This window comes from Aeromonas sp. FDAARGOS 1407, from assembly GCF_019048725.1.
In the GTDB taxonomy this organism is placed as follows: Bacteria; Pseudomonadota; Gammaproteobacteria; order Enterobacterales; family Aeromonadaceae; genus Aeromonas; species Aeromonas enteropelogenes.
Genome location: NZ_CP077399.1, coordinates 4,572,837 through 4,589,143 on the forward strand (window position 1 = coordinate 4,572,837; position 16,307 = coordinate 4,589,143).

At 58.6% G+C, this 16,307-nt stretch carries 15 protein-coding genes and 1 pseudogene; 4 read left to right on the plus strand and 12 right to left on the minus strand.

The window, feature by feature from the left end; translation table 11 throughout:
* Positions 1-57 precede the first annotated feature (57 nt).
* Positions 58-864, minus strand: a complete 807-nt coding sequence (locus I6L37_RS21435; RefSeq protein WP_216992915.1) for a PhzF family phenazine biosynthesis protein — start codon at positions 862-864, stop codon at positions 58-60.
* Between the two features lie 198 nt (positions 865-1,062).
* Between I6L37_RS21435 and I6L37_RS21440 the strand changes: the two genes are divergently transcribed.
* Genes I6L37_RS21440 through I6L37_RS21450 form a run of 3 tightly spaced genes read left to right on the plus strand, consistent with a single transcriptional unit; the run spans position 1,063 to position 5,338 of the window.
* A complete protein-coding gene (locus I6L37_RS21440; protein ID WP_216994224.1) occupies positions 1,063-2,853 on the plus strand; it encodes an assimilatory sulfite reductase (NADPH) flavoprotein subunit in 1,791 nt (596 codons plus the stop codon).
* Entirely contained in the window at positions 2,853-4,565 is a 1,713-nt protein-coding gene (gene cysI, locus I6L37_RS21445) for an assimilatory sulfite reductase (NADPH) hemoprotein subunit (protein WP_216992916.1), read from the plus strand. Before I6L37_RS21440 ends, cysI begins: the two co-directional genes overlap by 1 nt.
* Before the next feature lie 11 nt (positions 4,566-4,576).
* Positions 4,577-5,338 (plus strand): phosphoadenylyl-sulfate reductase, encoded by a 762-nt coding sequence (locus tag I6L37_RS21450; RefSeq protein ID WP_216994225.1) that lies wholly within the window; start codon positions 4,577-4,579, stop codon positions 5,336-5,338.
* 129 nt (positions 5,339-5,467) lie between these two features.
* Here the strand turns inward: I6L37_RS21450 and proX are convergent, their stop codons facing one another.
* The 7 genes from proX to I6L37_RS21485 all read right to left on the minus strand — a co-directional run bounded on the left by proX (position 5,468) and on the right by I6L37_RS21485 (position 11,805).
* Entirely contained in the window at positions 5,468-6,439 is a 972-nt protein-coding gene (proX, locus tag I6L37_RS21455; protein WP_201976806.1) for a glycine betaine/L-proline ABC transporter substrate-binding protein ProX, read from the minus strand.
* Positions 6,436-7,590, minus strand: a complete 1,155-nt coding sequence (gene proW, locus I6L37_RS21460; protein ID WP_234923291.1) for a glycine betaine/L-proline ABC transporter permease ProW — start codon at positions 7,588-7,590, stop codon at positions 6,436-6,438. The genes proX and proW overlap by 4 nt, the downstream gene beginning before the upstream one ends.
* The gene (proV, locus tag I6L37_RS21465) at positions 7,587-8,783 is read right to left on the minus strand and encodes a glycine betaine/L-proline ABC transporter ATP-binding protein ProV (protein ID WP_216992917.1); all 1,197 of its coding nucleotides are present in this window, start codon (positions 8,781-8,783) and stop codon (positions 7,587-7,589) included. The genes proW and proV overlap by 4 nt, the downstream gene beginning before the upstream one ends.
* Positions 8,784-9,464: 681 nt before the next feature.
* Positions 9,465-9,962: a type 3 dihydrofolate reductase gene (gene folA / locus I6L37_RS21470; RefSeq protein ID WP_216992918.1), complete on the minus strand. Its 498-nt coding sequence runs from the start codon at positions 9,960-9,962 to the stop codon at positions 9,465-9,467.
* 24 nt (positions 9,963-9,986) lie between these two features.
* Positions 9,987-10,454 carry a threonine/serine exporter family protein gene (locus I6L37_RS21475; protein WP_026456638.1) on the minus strand — a complete coding sequence of 156 codons (468 nt, stop codon included), beginning with the start codon at positions 10,452-10,454 and terminating at the stop codon, positions 9,987-9,989.
* Complete coding sequence (locus tag I6L37_RS21480; protein WP_042025757.1) at positions 10,451-11,248, minus strand: threonine/serine exporter family protein; 798 nt, start codon at positions 11,246-11,248, stop codon at positions 10,451-10,453. The genes I6L37_RS21475 and I6L37_RS21480 overlap by 4 nt, the downstream gene beginning before the upstream one ends.
* Before the next feature lie 224 nt (positions 11,249-11,472).
* Entirely contained in the window at positions 11,473-11,805 is a 333-nt protein-coding gene (locus I6L37_RS21485; protein WP_216992919.1) for a DUF3135 domain-containing protein, read from the minus strand.
* 396 nt (positions 11,806-12,201) lie between these two features.
* Between I6L37_RS21485 and mog the strand changes: the two genes are divergently transcribed.
* On the plus strand, positions 12,202-12,732 hold the full coding sequence (gene mog / locus I6L37_RS21490) for a molybdopterin adenylyltransferase (protein ID WP_061475634.1): 531 nt from the start codon (positions 12,202-12,204) through the stop codon (positions 12,730-12,732).
* 71 nt (positions 12,733-12,803) lie between these two features.
* Here mog and I6L37_RS21495 read toward each other — a convergent pair whose 3' ends face one another.
* The 4 genes and pseudogenes from I6L37_RS21495 to I6L37_RS21510 all read right to left on the minus strand — a co-directional run bounded on the left by I6L37_RS21495 (position 12,804) and on the right by I6L37_RS21510 (position 16,292).
* Entirely contained in the window at positions 12,804-13,205 is a 402-nt protein-coding gene (locus I6L37_RS21495) for a DUF2541 family protein (RefSeq protein ID WP_042025759.1), read from the minus strand.
* A gap of 186 nt (positions 13,206-13,391) precedes the next feature.
* The gene (locus tag I6L37_RS21500; RefSeq protein WP_026456840.1) at positions 13,392-13,601 is read right to left on the minus strand and encodes a YgdI/YgdR family lipoprotein; all 210 of its coding nucleotides are present in this window, start codon (positions 13,599-13,601) and stop codon (positions 13,392-13,394) included.
* A gap of 99 nt (positions 13,602-13,700) precedes the next feature.
* Positions 13,701-14,881 (minus strand): annotated as a pseudogene (locus I6L37_RS21505) (S8 family peptidase).
* 118 nt (positions 14,882-14,999) lie between these two features.
* A complete protein-coding gene (locus I6L37_RS21510; RefSeq protein WP_216992920.1) occupies positions 15,000-16,292 on the minus strand; it encodes a sulfurtransferase in 1,293 nt (430 codons plus the stop codon).
* Positions 16,293-16,307 lie beyond the last annotated feature (15 nt).

Genomic DNA, 16,307 nt, shown 5'->3' on the forward strand with positions numbered 1-16,307 from the left:
TTTTTTTATGGCGGGCACAGCCGGTGGCGAACGCTCAATACGCCGCTAGCTTGCCGCTTATAAGGCCGGCGGTAGCAGCCACTCCCCCTGCCACAAGGTGACGGCCTGACCCGCCATCAGCACCCGATCTCCCTGCAATTCAAGCCGCAGCTCACCGCCCCGGGCCGAGATCTGGCGGGCCCGCAGTTGCTGTTTGCCTAGCCGTTCGGCCCAGAAGGGCACCAGGGCGCAGTGGTTGGAGCCGGTCACCGGATCCTCGTCCACCCCGACCCAGGGGGCGAAGTAGCGGGAGACAAAGTCATGGTCCGGATCGCGCGAGGGCGCCGTCACCATCAGGCCGCGGCCGGGCAGGGCGCGCAGGGCGTGGAAATCGGGCGAAATCACTCGCACCTCCTCTTCACTGGCTAGCTCAAACAAGAACTTGGCCCCCGCCGCCAGCGTCTGCAGTGGCTTGCAACCAAGGGCGACAGCATAGGCAGGGTCCAGCGCCAGAGGGGTGAGTGGGATGCACGGAAAATCGAGCCAGATCCACTCCCCTTCGCGCCGGGCCAGCAGCTCGCCGCTGCGGGTCTCGAAGCGAATGACCTCATCCTCGGCTACCGCCCCCGTCTGCCACAACACGTGGGCAGCCGCCAGAGTGCCGTGGCCACAGAGATCCACCTCGACCTTGGGAGTAAACCAGCGCAGTCGGTAATGGGCATAACCAAGGGGAGTCAGAAAGGCAGTCTCCGAGAGGTTGAACTCGGCCGCCATGGCCTGCAATCCGGCCCCCTGCAAGGCCGGCCCCAGCACTACCACCGCCGGGTTGCCGCCAAAGGGCTGCCTGCTGAAGGCATTGACATGAAACAATCTGAGGGTCGACATTCACGCTTCCTGTGTGATCAATTCGGGGCTCATTCATAGCTGTTTATACCATGACAATCGTTACGCCCCGAATGGCTAACACCTCTGCTCCCTCTCCTTTTAATGCAACAATGGAATAAAGAAGATATTTTTATTCTTTGTTGTTATCCATCACACCCCTTACTCTGACCAAAAATCAGCCCATGGAAGATGTGTGTGATGCAATTGAAGGATCCCTTGACCCACCTCGCCCCCCTCTCTGATGAGCAGCAACGTCAGCTGAGCCAGGCACTTTCAACCCTCAATACCCAGCAACTCGCCTGGGTCAGCGGTTATCTCTACGGTCTCTCCCAGTCCGGTCAACAGCCTGTCGCGACAAGCACTGCAGCCGTTGCCCCCGGCGGCAACCTGACCATTCTCTACGGCTCCCAGACCGGCAATGCCAAGGGCGTGGCCAGTGCCATCAAGGCGCAGGCAGAAGCCCGTGGCCTACCGGTGACTTTCACCTCCATGGCGGACTACAAACCCAAGCAGCTCAAGAAAGAGACCCACCTGCTGGTGGTAGTGAGCACTTACGGGGAGGGTGAACCCCCCGAGAGCGCGGTCGATCTGTTCGAGCAGCTCAAGAAGGGCAAGGTCGGCAAGCTGGAAGGGCTCAAGTTCGCCGTGCTGGGGCTGGGTGACAGCTCCTATGAATTTTTCTGCCAGACCGGCAAGGACTTCGACGACTTCCTGTCGAAAGCCGGGGCCGAGCGCATTCATGAACTGGCGAGCCTGGACGTGGACTACCAGGACGCCGCCAAGGCGTGGGGGGAGCAAGCAGTCGCAGCCGTTGCCGCCACCCTCTCGGCTGGCAGCGTTACTGCCAGTGTGTCTGGTGCCGTGCAAGCGGCCGTCGGACACAACCAGTACCACAAGGAGAATCCCTTCCCGGCGAAACTCTCGGTCAATCAGAAGATCACCGGCCGTGATTCCACCAAAGACATCCGCCACATCGAGATCAACCTGGAAGAGTCCGGCATCAGCTACCAGCCGGGGGATGCACTCGGCATCTGGTTTGACAACGATGCTGACCTGGTCGGTGAAGTATTGGCCTTGGCCAATCTTTCCGGTGACGAACCCACCGCCCACGGCGACCTGCGCTCGGCGCTGACTAGACATTTCGAGCTGACCCGCTTGCACGGCGGCTTTATCACCGGCTTGGCAGAGATCTCGGACAACGTAGCGCTCAAAGATCTGGCCGGTGACAAGGCCCAGGTCAACGCGCTGGTGGCCAGCGCCCAGGTGGTGGATGTACTGAAACGCTTCCCCACCGCGCTCGCTGCCGAGCAGCTGATCGGCCTGCTGCGCCCGCTCACTCCACGCCTCTACTCCATCGCCTCCAGCCAGAGCGAGGTGGAGGAAGAGGTGCACCTGACCGTCGGCGTGGTGCGCTACCCGCAGGAAGATGGCACAGTGCGCAGCGGCGCCGCCTCCTCCTATCTGGCAGACCGCCTGCCGGAAGATGCCGAGGTGCGGGTATTCGTGGAGCACAACGACAACTTTCGCCTGCCTGCTAACCCCGATACCCCCGTCATCATGGTGGGCCCGGGCACCGGCATCGCCCCCTTCCGGGCCTTCTTGCAGGAGCGGGAAGCGCAAGGGGCGGAGGGCAAGAACTGGCTCTTCTTCGGCAATCCGCACTTTACCCAGGACTTCCTCTATCAGGTGGAGTGGCAGCGTTATGTGAAGTCGGGCCTGCTGTCGAAGATCTCCCTGGCCTTCAGCCGGGATCAGGCCAACAAGATTTATGTGCAGGACCGCCTGCGCGAGGCGGGGCTCGAGCTCTACCAATGGCTGGAAGCAGGCGCTCACTTCTATGTGTGCGGCGACGCCAACCACATGGCGAAGGATGTGCAGGAAGCACTGCTGGATGTGATTGCCGAACATGGCCACAAGAGCCGTGAGGAAGCAGAAGAGTATCTGAGCGAATTGCGTCGTGCCAAACGTTATCAAAGGGATGTCTATTGATGAGCAAACAAGTTATTCCAGGACCGGTGGAAGGACCGCTGGCCGACAACGAACGTCTGAAACGCGAGAGCAACTTTCTGCGCGGCACCATAGAACAGGATCTCAAGGACCCGCTCACTGGCGGCTTCAACGGCGACAACTTCCAGCTGATCCGCTTTCACGGCATGTACCAGCAGGATGACCGCGACATCCGCCCGGAGCGCGCTGCCCAGAAGCTGGAGCCGCTGCACAACGTCATGCTGCGCGCCCGCCTGCCCGGCGGCATCATCACCCCGGCCCAGTGGCTGGTGATCGACAAGTTTGCCGAGGAACACAGCCTGTACGGCAGCATCCGCCTGACTACCCGCCAGACCTTCCAGTTCCACGGGGTACTGAAGCGCGACATCAAGCTGATGCACCAGACCCTCAACAGCACCGGCATCGATTCCATCGCCACCGCGGGCGACGTGAACCGCAACGTGCTCTGCACCAGCAACCCGGTGGAATCCGAACTGCACCAGGAGGCCTACGAGTGGGCCAAGAAGATCTCCGAGCACCTGCTGCCCAAGACCCGCGCCTACGTGGAGATCTGGCTGGACGGCGAGAAGCTGGGGGATGACGAGGAGCCGATCCTGGGTTCCAACTACCTGCCGCGCAAATTCAAGACGACCGTGGTGATCCCGCCCCACAACGACGTGGACATCCACGCCAACGATCTCAACTTCGTGGCCATCGCCGAAGGTGGCAAGCTGGTGGGCTTCAACGTGCTGGTGGGCGGGGGTCTGGCCATGACCCACGGCGACACCAGCACCTACCCGCGCAAGGCGAGCGATTTCGGCTTCGTGCCGCTCTCCCACGTGCTGGAGGTGGCGGCCGCCGTGGTCAGCACCCAGCGCGACTGGGGCAACCGGGTCAACCGCAAAAACGCCAAGACCAAGTACACCCTCGAGCGCGTCGGCGTCGAGGCCTTCAAGGCCGAGGTGGAGAGCCGTGCCGGTATCCAGTTCGGGCCGGTACGTCCCTATGAGTTCACCAGCCGTGGCGATCGCTTCGGCTGGGTGGAGGGGATCGACGGCAAGCATCACCTGACCCTGTTCATCGAGAACGGCCGCCTGCTGGACTTCCCGGGCAAGCCCCTCAAGAGCGGCATGCTGGAGATCGCCAAGGTGCATCAGGGGGATTTTCGCCTGACCGCCAACCAGAACCTCATCATCGCAGGGGTACCCGCCAGCGAGAAGGCCCGCATCGAAGCCCTGGCGCGCCAGTACGGCCTGCTGGATGACGGCGTGAGCGAGCAGCGCAAGCAGTCCATGGCCTGCGTGGCCCTGCCCACCTGCCCGCTGGCGATGGCCGAGGCCGAGCGCATGCTGCCGGCTTTCGTCACCGACATCGAGGGGCTGCTGGCCAAGCACGATCTCGCCGATGACGCCATCATCTTCCGGGTCACCGGCTGCCCCAACGGCTGCGGCCGCGCCATGCTGGCGGAGGTGGGACTGGTGGGCAAGGCGCCGGGTCGCTACAACCTGCACCTAGGTGGCAACCTGGAGGGAACCCGCATCCCGCGCCTGCACCTGGAGAACATCACAGAGCCGCAGATCCTGACCGAACTGGACGCCCTGATCGGCCGTTGGGCCAAGGATCGCAACCCGGGCGAGTGCTTCGGCGACTTCGTCATTCGCGCCGGCATCATCGCTCCCGTGGTCAATTCGGCCGTCGATTTCTACGCCGCCTGAGGTAGGAGAGCATCATGACACTCGCACTCGATCACCTGCTCACCCTGACCCGGGACGAGCAGATTGAGGCCCTGGCTCCCCTCAACCGGGAGCTGGATACCATGAGCGCCCCCGAGCGGGTACGCTGGGCCCTGACCAACCTGCCGGGAGAGCACGTGCTCTCATCCAGCTTCGGCATCCAGGCCGCGCTGATGCTGCACCTGGTGAGCCGCGAGCGGGCCGACGTGCCCGTGGTGCTGACCGACACGGGGTATCTCTTCCCCGAGACATACCAGTTCATCGACGAGCTGACCGAGCGCCTCGCGCTGAACTTGAAGGTCTATCGAGCCGAGCTGACACCGGCCTGGCAGGAGGCCCGCTTCGGCCTCCTGTGGGAGCAGGGAGTGGAGGGGATCACCCGCTACAACCAGCTCAACAAGGTCGAGCCCATGGACCGCGCCCTGAACGAGCTCGGCGCCCAAACCTGGTTCTCGGGCCTGCGCCGTGAGCAGTCAGGCAGTCGCGGCAAGCTGCCGGTGCTGGCGATCCAGCGCGGCCGCTTCAAGTTCCTGCCGGTGATCGACTGGAGCAACAAGGACGTCTTCTACTACTTCAAGGAGTTCGACCTCCCCTACCACCCCCTGTGGGAGCAAGGTTACCTCTCGGTCGGCGACGTGCACACCACCACCAAGTGGGAGCCTGGCATGAGCGAGGAGCAGACCCGCTTCTTCGGCCTCAAGCGTGAATGCGGCCTGCACGAGGAGAGCGGCGAGAGCGACGGTTCAGGCATCTGATCCCGTCCAGCAACGCACCCTTCCGACAACAAAAAGCGCCCGGCAACTGCCGGGCGCTTTTATAAGCGACACTCAAAGAACTTGGATGCCTGAGCGGTATGGTTGCATCTTCTTATTTCCTGCCCCCGCTTACTTCGCGGCGCGAGCCCGAGTCAGCCAGTCGTTGACCAAATCCTTGTGCCCCTTGAGCCAAGCATCTGCGTGACGCTCGATATCCGCCGGCTTGTTTTGACCCTGCTTCATCAGCCCATTTTGTACGTTGATGTCATTGATGGGCAGCTTCATCTCGGCAAACAGCTTGGCGGCAGAGGGGTTGGCCTCGGCAAACCCCTTGTTGGCCACTATGTGCATGGTATTCATCTCAAAACCATAGTTTTTGCCATTCGCCAATTGGGTATCCCCCTCACGTCCCTCTGGCAAGGCGGTATAAGGCACTTCCAGCCATACCACATCCTTGCCGGGCACCAGCTCACCACTCACCCAGTACGGGGTCCAGGTGTAGTAGAGCACGGGTTTTTGTTCCTTGAAGCGGGTAATGGTGTCGGCAATGATGGCCGCATAATTGCCCTGTTGATGCGTCACTGTCTGTGCCAGACCGTACGTCTTGAGCTGATGATTGATCACCATCTCGCAGCCCCAACCCGGATTGCAGCCGGCCAGATCAGCCTTGCCATCGCCATCGCTGTCAAACAGGGCAGCCAGCTTGGGATCCTTCAACTGGGCTATGTTGGTGATGCCGTATTTGTCGGCAGTGACCTTGTCGATGAGATAACCCTGGGCCGCCCCGGTCACATAGATACCCTTGCGGTAGAACTTGGTATCGCCCCCGGTCTTTTCATACTTGTCCTTATGGAGCGGATCCCAGTTGAAAGCGAGAAAAGTGGCATCGCCACTGGCGACCGAGGCATATCCTACGTTGTAGTCCGCCTCTTTGGCTGGTTTGACATCATAACCCAGCTCACTCAGCAGCTTGCTCACCAGCAGAGTCTGAAAGGCTTCCTCCGGCAACGTACTCTGGATGGGTTGAACCGTTACACCGGCCATGGCGGCCGTGCTCAGCAGCAGGCACCCCAGCGTCATTCCTTGGGTAATGGCTTTCATACTTGTCCTCCTTTGGTGTGAGTCTTGTGGCGATGTTCGAACGGGGCAAGCAACAGGGCAATGGGACCACGCCGATACCAGCGGCCGACATACCCTGATTTGGACTGGCCCATCGCCTGGGTCATGCGATCCAGCACTATGGCCAGCAACACAATGCCAAGCCCCCCTACCGAGGCCATCCCCATGTCGAGACGTCCGATACCGCGCAATACCATCTGGCCAAGCCCACCCACGGCTATCATGGAGGCGATTACCACCATGGAGAGGGAAAGCATCAGCGACTGATTGACCCCGGCCATGATGGTGGGCATGGCGAGCGGCAGCTGCACCTTGAACAGCAGCTGGGAGGGGCTGGCACCAAATGAATTTCCGGCCTCGATGAGATCCTCAGGTACCTGACGAATGCCGAGGATGGTCAGTCTGATCATGGGCGGCAATGCAAAGATGATGGTCACCACCACCCCGGGCACATTCCCTATGCCAAACAACATGACGATGGGGATGAGATAGACAAAGGCCGGGGTCGTCTGCATGGCATCCAGCAACGGCCGGGTCCAGGTGGTCGCTTTCTCGCTACGGGCCAGCAGAATACCGGCCGGCAAGCCAATCAGGATGCAGAAGAAGAGTGAAGTCAGCACCAGCGACAGGGTCACCATGGCATCAGCCCAGGCACCGATAAGACCTATGCCGATCAGCGAGACCAACGTCCCCAACGCCATCCGCCCACTGACCAGTTGCCAGGCAACCAGGGTCAATAGCACCACCATGATGGAAGAAGGAATGCTCTGCAGCGCACTGGTCAGCGCATTGAGTGTCACTTCGACGGGTGCACGTATGATCTGGAACAGGGGTCTGAAGTTGCTCACCAGCACGCCAATGCCCTGTTCGACCCAGCTATCGAGTGGCACCCAGGCATGCTGGAAAGGATCCAGGGGGTCGAAAGCCGGCTCTTCCGCTTTCGCAGCAAGCTCGGCCTGCCAGTCATTGCTGGCCACCGCCGTCTCGGTTGAACTGCCCCAGGGATCCTCGGCCGCGTCCTTAGTCTCACTGCTGACCGCATCATCTTGATGATTGGCCGTCGCCTCTTCAGCCCATGCGGGGTAGCTTGCCAGCAACAGGAGTGCCAGGCAGAGGGAGAATAATTGCTTCATGCCGGGGTACTCCTGTCCAGGGTATTGAGTAGATTCGCCTTTGAAATGAGGCCCAGATAAGTACCATCCTCCTCAATAACCGGCACCTGGCAGGGAGCCGCCGCTACCTGGCTGATCAGCTCATGCAGCGGGGTATCGGCCAATAGCGGCACCACCTCATCCAGCAAGGCCTGTTCCAGGCTGCCCTTGCTATCCACAGTGCGCGCCAGCGATGCGAGAGAGACAACGCCCACGAAACGACGAGCACGATCAACCACATAACCAAACTCACGATCCTGCTGCTTGAGTTGGCGCAGGGCGTTGGCCGGCCCGTCCGTGGTGTGCTTCTTGATAAGTGGCATCTGCTTGCGGCTGACGATATCGCGGGCACTGAACACGTTGGCCAGATCCACGCCGCGAAAGAAGGCACGCACATAGTCGTTGGCAGGCTGACTCAGGATCTCGTCGGGCGTCCCGACCTGGATCACCTGCCCATCCTGCATGATGGCGATGCGATCACCGATGCGCATCGCCTCATCCAGGTCGTGAGAGATGAAGACGATGGTGCGTTGATGGCTGGCCTGCAGCTTGAGCAACTCATCCTGCATCTCGGTGCGGATCAGCGGATCCAGCGCGGAGAAGGCCTCATCCATCAACAGAATGTCGGGGTCATTGGCCAGTGCGCGGGCCAAGCCAACCCGCTGCTTCATGCCACCGGAGAGGGCGTCGGGGAAGGCATTCATCCAGGGCCCCAGCCCCACCTGATCAAGAGCCTGACGGGCACTTTGCTGGCGCTCGATAAGCGGCACACCAGCCAGCTCCAGGCCAAAGGCGGTATTTTCCAGCACGGTCAGATGAGGCATAAGAGCAAAAGACTGAAACACCATGCTGATCTTCTTGCGCCGCACCTGACGCAGTTCTCTGTCCGAGATGGCGGCAATGTCTTCACCATCGATCAGTACCTGACCACGGGTCGGCTCGATCAGCCGGTTGAAGAGCCGCACCAGAGTAGATTTACCCGAGCCGGACAAGCCCATCACCACGAAGATCTCCCCCTCGTGGATGGCCAGATCGACCCCCTGCACACCCAGGGTCTGTCCGGTCTTTTTTAGAATGCTGGCGCGGTCGTGCCCTTTCGCCAGCAATTTGAACGCCTTTTCCGGCTGTTCTCCGAAGATTTTATAGAGTGATTTGACCTCGATTTTGACTGTCATACTGTCCTTTTTTCATGGTCGACATCTTGGCAATTTGCCTGCCGAACGTGAGCCAATTGCTTTCAACACTAAGCAATTTACATCTAGAAAAAAAGGTTTATATGCCACCAGAAAAGAACGTGATCAGCCAATGCATTGATTGGAAAGGGTTTATTTGAACAACAAAAATACATTAAGTTGAACATTATTCAGATGACAGGATGAAAAATGCTTCGCCATTTAAATAATTGATATTTTTATTGAACAGTCAGTGACAGAGGGAACGCTGGCAAGAAAATGGGAGTCGTCAGCAGATTCAGAATCGCCCGTATTAACAAAGTTGGCGACGCCATCGCCGGGATGAAAAACAGGAAAGCTTGAGCGTCAAAAAAGCATGGGTCATGCTGGCATGAATTATGTGGTCAGATGACTCATCATTGTTGCGTTTTGACCAGTCATGAAGAGCGGGAGAAAGATCAGACTGTTCGGTGGTGGCGCCGGGACATGCTCCCGAGCAGTCATCAGGGCGGTGAAAATCATTACAACCCTAACGATATCAAGCCGAAAAAGGAGCGAATGAAGTAGCGCGGTTTGGTGCAGCAATGGCAGAGATCTTGTCTGCCAGACAGAAGCTTCATTGCAAGAAAAAGCCCCTTGTGCGGCACCAGGGACTTTTTGGCTTCAACGATGATGCAATAAGGTTCAGCAGCGCTGCCAGGTCTCGAAACGATAGGGATGCGGGTTCTTCTCGTCGGCGGGATGAGCTTCGCTTTCAACAAGCTGCCACTGGCCGTCATCAAACGCAGGAAAGCGGGTGTCCCCCTCCACCGCCAGCTCGATGCGGGTCAGATAGAGGCAATTGGCCTTGGCCAGCAGCTGGTCATAGAGGTGACCACCGCCGATCACCATCAGCTCGTTCACTTCCCCCACCTCTGCCAGCGTTGCCAACACGGCCTCGATGGATTGAAACACCTCGGTTCCTTCAGGGGCTGCATAGGCGGCGTTGCGGCTAATGATCAAATTGCGACGCCCGGGCAAGGGGCGACCAATGGACTCAAAGGTCTTGCGCCCCATCAGTACCGGCTTGCCGAGCGTGACCCGCTTGAAGTGGGCCAGATCGGCTGGCAGATGCCAGGGCATCTGGTTGTCCTTGCCGATCACCCGATCCTGGGCCATGGCGGCGATCATGGAAATCTTCATGGTGTCAGCCTCTCACAAAACCATCTAAATTATGGGCCGGTTACGATATACGACCAGAGAGGGGATCGCCAACCCAAAACTTAAGGCCCCTACGATAAAGATAGACTTTAACCCGTTCTCCACCGCGCTCTGGATGAGCTCCATGCTCACCCCCGAGATATTGAGCTCAACCACCGCAATCATGGTCTTGAACGCATAGCTGCCCGGGATCATTGGAATAATGGAGGCGACGCTGAATACGGGGCGGGGCGCCAGCAGGCGGCGTGACCAGTAGACGCAGACAAACCCGACCGTGGTCGCCGCCGCCAGGGTAGCCCATTCGATGGTCATGCCGTAATGGATGAGCAGGGTGCGCAGGCTGTGGGCCAGCGCCCCGCCCATGGCACAATATTTGAGCATGCGCGGCGGCACGTTAAAGATCATGGCAAAACCCACCGCCGGTATGGCCGACCAAAAGGCATCCTTGGCCAGCAGCCAGAGCAGATCCATCATACTTTCCACCCCCAGATTCCGGTCACCGTCATCGCCAGGATAATACCGATGGCTGCGCTGATGGTCAGCAGGGTCGCCGTGCCCCAGCGGGCCAGCCCCATATTGAAATAGCCCTTCACCATATCGGAGACCGCATTGATGAGCGGGAAGCCCGGCACCAGCAGCAGCACGCTGGCCGCCATGGCCAGATAGGGTTGCTCACCCCAATGGAAGAAGGTGGCACTAGAGGAGAGCAGGGTCGCGATAAAGCCGGTCACGGCAAAGTTGATCAAGGGGCTGTGGTGATGGCGAGCCATCAGCTGACGCACCCGCATCGCCACGGCGGAGGAGAAACAGGTGACCAGGAAGATGGGCCAGTCACCGCCAAACAGCAGGCTGAACGCGCCGCAGGATAGCCCGACCATGGGCACCACCAGCCAGGGATGGTAGTGAAACGGCACTATGGCCTCGAGCCGTTGGCGTACTTCCCGGGCACCAATCAACTCTTTTTCCGCCATGATGCAGATACGCTGGATTTCGCACACCACCTGCATATTGATGCCATGCTCCCGTACTCTGCGGGTGGTGGTGACGCATCCTCCCTGATAGAGGCTGGTAAGCACGATGGCGCTTGAGGAGATGGCCATCTCGACGCTCTCCAGCCCCAGCGCCAACCCCAACCGAACCGTGGTCTGCTCTATGATGCGGCTCTCTGCGCCAAACTGGGCCAGCATTTGACCCACCTTGACGATAATGCGGGTGATCTCGGTCTGCTGCTCCCGCGACAGCACCCGCCTTGGCGTGATACTTCTCATAATCCCTTCGAGTCGTAGCAATTAAAACTTTGGTCATACTAACTTACTTCTTGCCGCTATTCATCTACTGCTATCAGTGACATACCGTCACTATTTATTAAATAATGCCAAGGCAATCACAACTTCATTACAAGTCATCTTATAAATAACAACAGAACCCCCTCCTCGACTATATTCCTGTCAGGCTTGCTATATTTAATCAGGTAAAAACAAACTACAGGAGATTATTTAATGCGTTGATAATCTGCCAGCCGGATTATTTTGCTATTGCTATCGTTTTCAGCCGATATCTCCTCTTCCTTGAATTGCATCATTTCGGTTTGCATCAAATAAAAGGAGTCTTTCATCATATTGGCAATCCGGATGCAGCTGTCGAGATTGTTTTTTGCCAGACGGCGCTGGCCATCAATCTGGAACTGCAGGCCCAGCAGACGACGCTGCTGCTCAGGCCCCGCCCGGGCCATCAACTCATCTATCTGTTGCTGCAGTATCGTCTCGAGTTGGGCCGGCTCAGTGGCGGCAAGCTCTTTCAGGGTATCGAAATCAGGCAATTCCATAAATATGCCCTCCATCATGCACCGCAATATGGACTGAGAAAAGACGACGGCTCATCATCGGCCTCTCTCGTTTTTATATACTCCTGAACAATCCCGGGTTCACTCCCAAAAGTGCGCCTTGCCAGAAACAATAAGACTCAAACTGACAGCAAAGCCTGTAATTATCGATACATTTCAATAAATTATTAATTCAATCCTGAACTCGGTTCCACTTATACAATTTTGTATTATCCCGCTCCTCTTTTAGTGCGACCAAACGAACCAGCCTCATTATTTTTGCTTCATTCGACACTTATATTTCAATCAAGCATCGCTGCCCAAGCTACCATCGTTTAACTTATCTTGCTGATTATGCTATTTTATTTTCCACTTATTCAGCGCAACCAAGAGCAGACCATGAGCAAGGCAAAAATCGGTATCGTTACTGTCAGCGATCGTGCCAGTGCCGGCATCTATGAAGACCTCTCCGGCAAGGCCATCATCGACACCCTAAACGCCTACCTGACTTCGGAGTGGGAGCCTGTTTACCAGGTGATCCCGGATGAGCAGGATCAGATCGAGGCAACCCTGATCCGCCTGGCGGATGAAGAGGAGTGCTGCCTTGTGGTCACCACCGGCGGTACCGGCCCGGCCAAGCGAGATGTCACCCCGGAAGCCACCGAAGCGGTATGCGATCGCATGATGCCCGGCTTTGGCGAGCTGATGCGGGCCGAATCTCTCAAGTTTGTGCCAACCGCCATTCTCTCCCGCCAGACCGCCGGCTTGCGGGATGACACCCTGATCGTCAACTTGCCGGGCAAGCCAAAGTCCATCCGTGAGTGCCTGGACGCCGTCTTCCCCGCCATCCCCTACTGCATCGATCTGATGGAAGGGCCTTATCTCGAATGCGATGAAAGTGTCATCAAACCCTTCCGTCCGAAAAAATAATAAAAAAATGGCGAGCCATCTGGCTCGCCATATTCACGGAACAAGAAAATTAATATCCAGGCAGTATTCGTTTACTTGCGACCAAATACTTTTACGCCTGCCTTGCTACGCTCGGAATTACCATAGACTTCAATTTTCTTCACGCAGCGACGTGAACCCAGCGAGCGCCACTCCGTTTCTTTCTCGCCACGCATTTCCCGATCAAAATAGATGGTTTTGGTGCGATCACCACCATAGGTCACCACCACACGCTCCAGGGTCAAATCCCGCTCGGCTTTCACCTTGATATATTTGGTCTGACGGCAGATCACCAAAGGGATGGTTGCGCCATGATCCCCGGCCCCCAGCAGTATGGTCCGTCCCAGGGTAAATTGGTCATCGCCTGCGTAGCTGCTCGATGCAACGGCCAGCAAGGCGCCCCCCAGCAGGGCTCGGACGGAAAAACGTGATTTAAGGACAGACATCAGGGACATAACACCTCCAATAAAACGGAGCGTCATGATAGCGGCGCAACCATAACGGCAGCTGTACCTGATTAATAAATATTGCTGAAAAATCATCCACTAATAACAAAGCGTGAGCGAATTAATCATTTCGGGGGAGAGGCCCGAAAATGACAGGGGCCGCCCATGGGCAGCCCCTGTGACCACTGATGGCAATCAGCGCTCCATGATCTGGGTGACGTCATCCTTCTTGATCATCACCTCACGCCCTTCTTCATCGTAATAACGATACATGCCGGTGCTCTCGTCCAGCCTGGGCTTGCTGTCGGTGGTGATCATTTTCCCGTCTTTGGTACTCATGATGTATTGGGAACTGCACGCCACCAACCCGAATGCACATACCAGGATAATCATCAGTTGTTTCATCACCAGTCTCATCTCCCTGTGTTCTCCCTCAACACCGAGGGCGGTGTTTGAAGCCTAGTCCAGAATCGCCAAGCCTGAGGGATTTTAGCCAACTATCAGCTACTTGCGTCCACCTTGCTTGCCACCGCCCGTGCTGCTAGTGCTGCCGTCACACCCGAGCACCAGCCGATCCGCCGCCGCCTTGGCCTGCACCAGACCGTAGCCATAGCTGTTGTCCCGTCCGGCCAAGCCCAGATCCTGAGCGCTGAGGCGCAAGGTCTGGCGCAATTGATCGTTGCTGCACTCCAGCCGCTGCGACCAGGCCAGAGCGGCCACCCCGACCACGTGGGGGGTCGCCATCGAAGTGCCACTGTAGTAGGCGTAACCGCCCGGCACGGTCGACATCACTGAGACACCGGGTGCCGCCAGCTCCACCTGATCGTTGCGTTGAGAGAAATAGGCAAGCTGCTTGTTGGCATCGATGGCTGCCACGCTCACCACACTGCTGTAGGAGGCAGGATAGGACTTGCTGGTATTGCCGGCATTGCCTGCCGCCGCCACGCTCAGCACATTCTGGCTGTAGGCCTGGTTGAAGGCTCTCTCTTCGGTCTTGCTGGGGACACTCCCCCCCAGACTCATATTGATGACCATGCGGGTAAAACCACGGCTGGACATTGCCTGCTGGCAGGCGTTAAGCGCCCCCACTAGGTTGGAAGTATAGGCCCAGCCATTGGCGCCAAACACCTTGATGATGTGCAGCGGCACGCTCTGGTTCGGCAGCACCCCGACCACGCCCATGTCGTTGCCACCCACTGCGGCTATGGTGCCCGCCACATGGGTACCGTGGCCATTTTCGTCGCTGCTCCAGCTGCCGGTACCGGCATTGTCACTGCCCTGTACCTGAGCCCCATGCGGCAAGTCGGGATGATTGCCGCTGTAACCCGAGTCGATGATGCATACCAGCACCTCCCCGGCCGCCGCATCGCTCAGCTGCGGCGCCTGGACCATGGGAATGCCGTAAGGCAGCGTTTCGGCACTGGCATAACGTTTGGCATCCGGTTCAACCCAGAGCACGTTGGGATTACGCGCCAAGGCTGTGACTGCCGTCGACGGCAACCAGAGTGCCAGGGCATTTTGCTCCGTCAGCGCCAGTGCCAGCTCGCCCCCATCCCCCGACTCTGGGCCAGCACGGAGTCGCTGGCACCCGGTTTGATCTGCACCAAATAGCGGGCCCGCTCTGCGGCCATGGCCCCCTGCCACAACATCCCTGCCACCAGCAGACTTATCCATATCCGTTTCATCAGTCACTCCTCACGTCGATCTGATATCTCTTCGCAAAAAGTGTAGTGTTCCGCGGTCGCTGACACGAACCGGGATAAAAAAAGCCGGACAGATGCCCGGCCTTTTCACGATTATCAATTACTTGGCGGGCTGACGCTCACCGGTCACCGTGGGATTCCTGGGATCCATGCTCCACTCGTACCAGCCACCGTCATAGACGCTGATCCGCTTCCAGTCCATCAGCCAGGCGTAGAAGAAGGCCTCGGAAGCGCGCCAGCCGGTACCGCAATAGAAGGCGGCCTGCTGGGTCGGCTCTATGTTCCACTCATCCCACATGGCGAGGATCTCGCCGGCCGGTTTCATGGTGCCGTCCGGGTTGTGGAAGTCGCTCATGCTGTTGGCATCCACGCCACCACGCCCCCACTTGGCACCCGGGATGTCCCCTTTCGGCTTGATGTAGCTGTAACCCGAGGTGTTGCCGACAAACTCGTCCCAGGTACGAACACTGACCAAGGCACCATCGGGCTGTTTGAGCAGCTCCTTGGCCTGGGCTAGAGTAGTAAGGTACTCGGGATGCACAGGAATGGTGGCCCCGAACTCTTTGACCGGTGCAAAGGTGTTGGGCAGGCCGGTTTCAGTGCGCAGATGCTGGCCAAACCAGGCCTCCAGGCCACCGTCCAGCAGCCGCACATCTTCCACTCCGGCATACATCATCAGGTGGGCCGCCCGGGCCGCCGCCATGGTGTTGCGACCATAGAGGATGACGGTGGTATCGTGACGGATGCCATTTTCCAGCAGCAGCTTCTTGAGCGCCTCGTCAGAGACCTTGTTCCACAGCGGCTCCTCCTCCAGGCGGTTGGTGTCGATATACCCCGCCCCCGGAATATGGCTGATGAGGTAGGCCTTGGGTGCCCCCCAATCCACCTCGAACAACTTCCACTCCCCTTTCGGCGCGGCAACCACCGGCTTGCCGGCCTGCAGATCAGCCAGCCACTGCGGATAGACCAGCTGCTGCCAGCGAACCAGATGCTCGCGCGGGACACTCTGCCAATCCTGCAGCTCGAACAGCTGCTTGATGCCCTGCTGGCGCAGCAGGCGGGCCACTTCGGCCACCTCGCGCGGCGCACCGTAGAGAACGACCGGGCGATCGGTTTTCAGTCCCTTGGCGGCAAGCGCCTTGGGCCACTCTTCATCGCTGTATTTCCAGTCGGCGGAGAGGAGTTCGGCCCCGGCCACATGGCCACCCTGCTGCTCGCCCTCCATTGGCCACCCCTGATAGAAGTAGCTGGCACGGGTATCCAGGATGACCGCCTGCTTGGCCTTGGCATCGGTCAGGGTGAGCGACGGCAATTCGGCGGCGAGGACGGGCCAGGCACACCAGAGCAGCAAGGTCGCCAGTGCGGCCTGCAGAGAGCGAAGATATCGTTTCATGATGATCTCTCGATT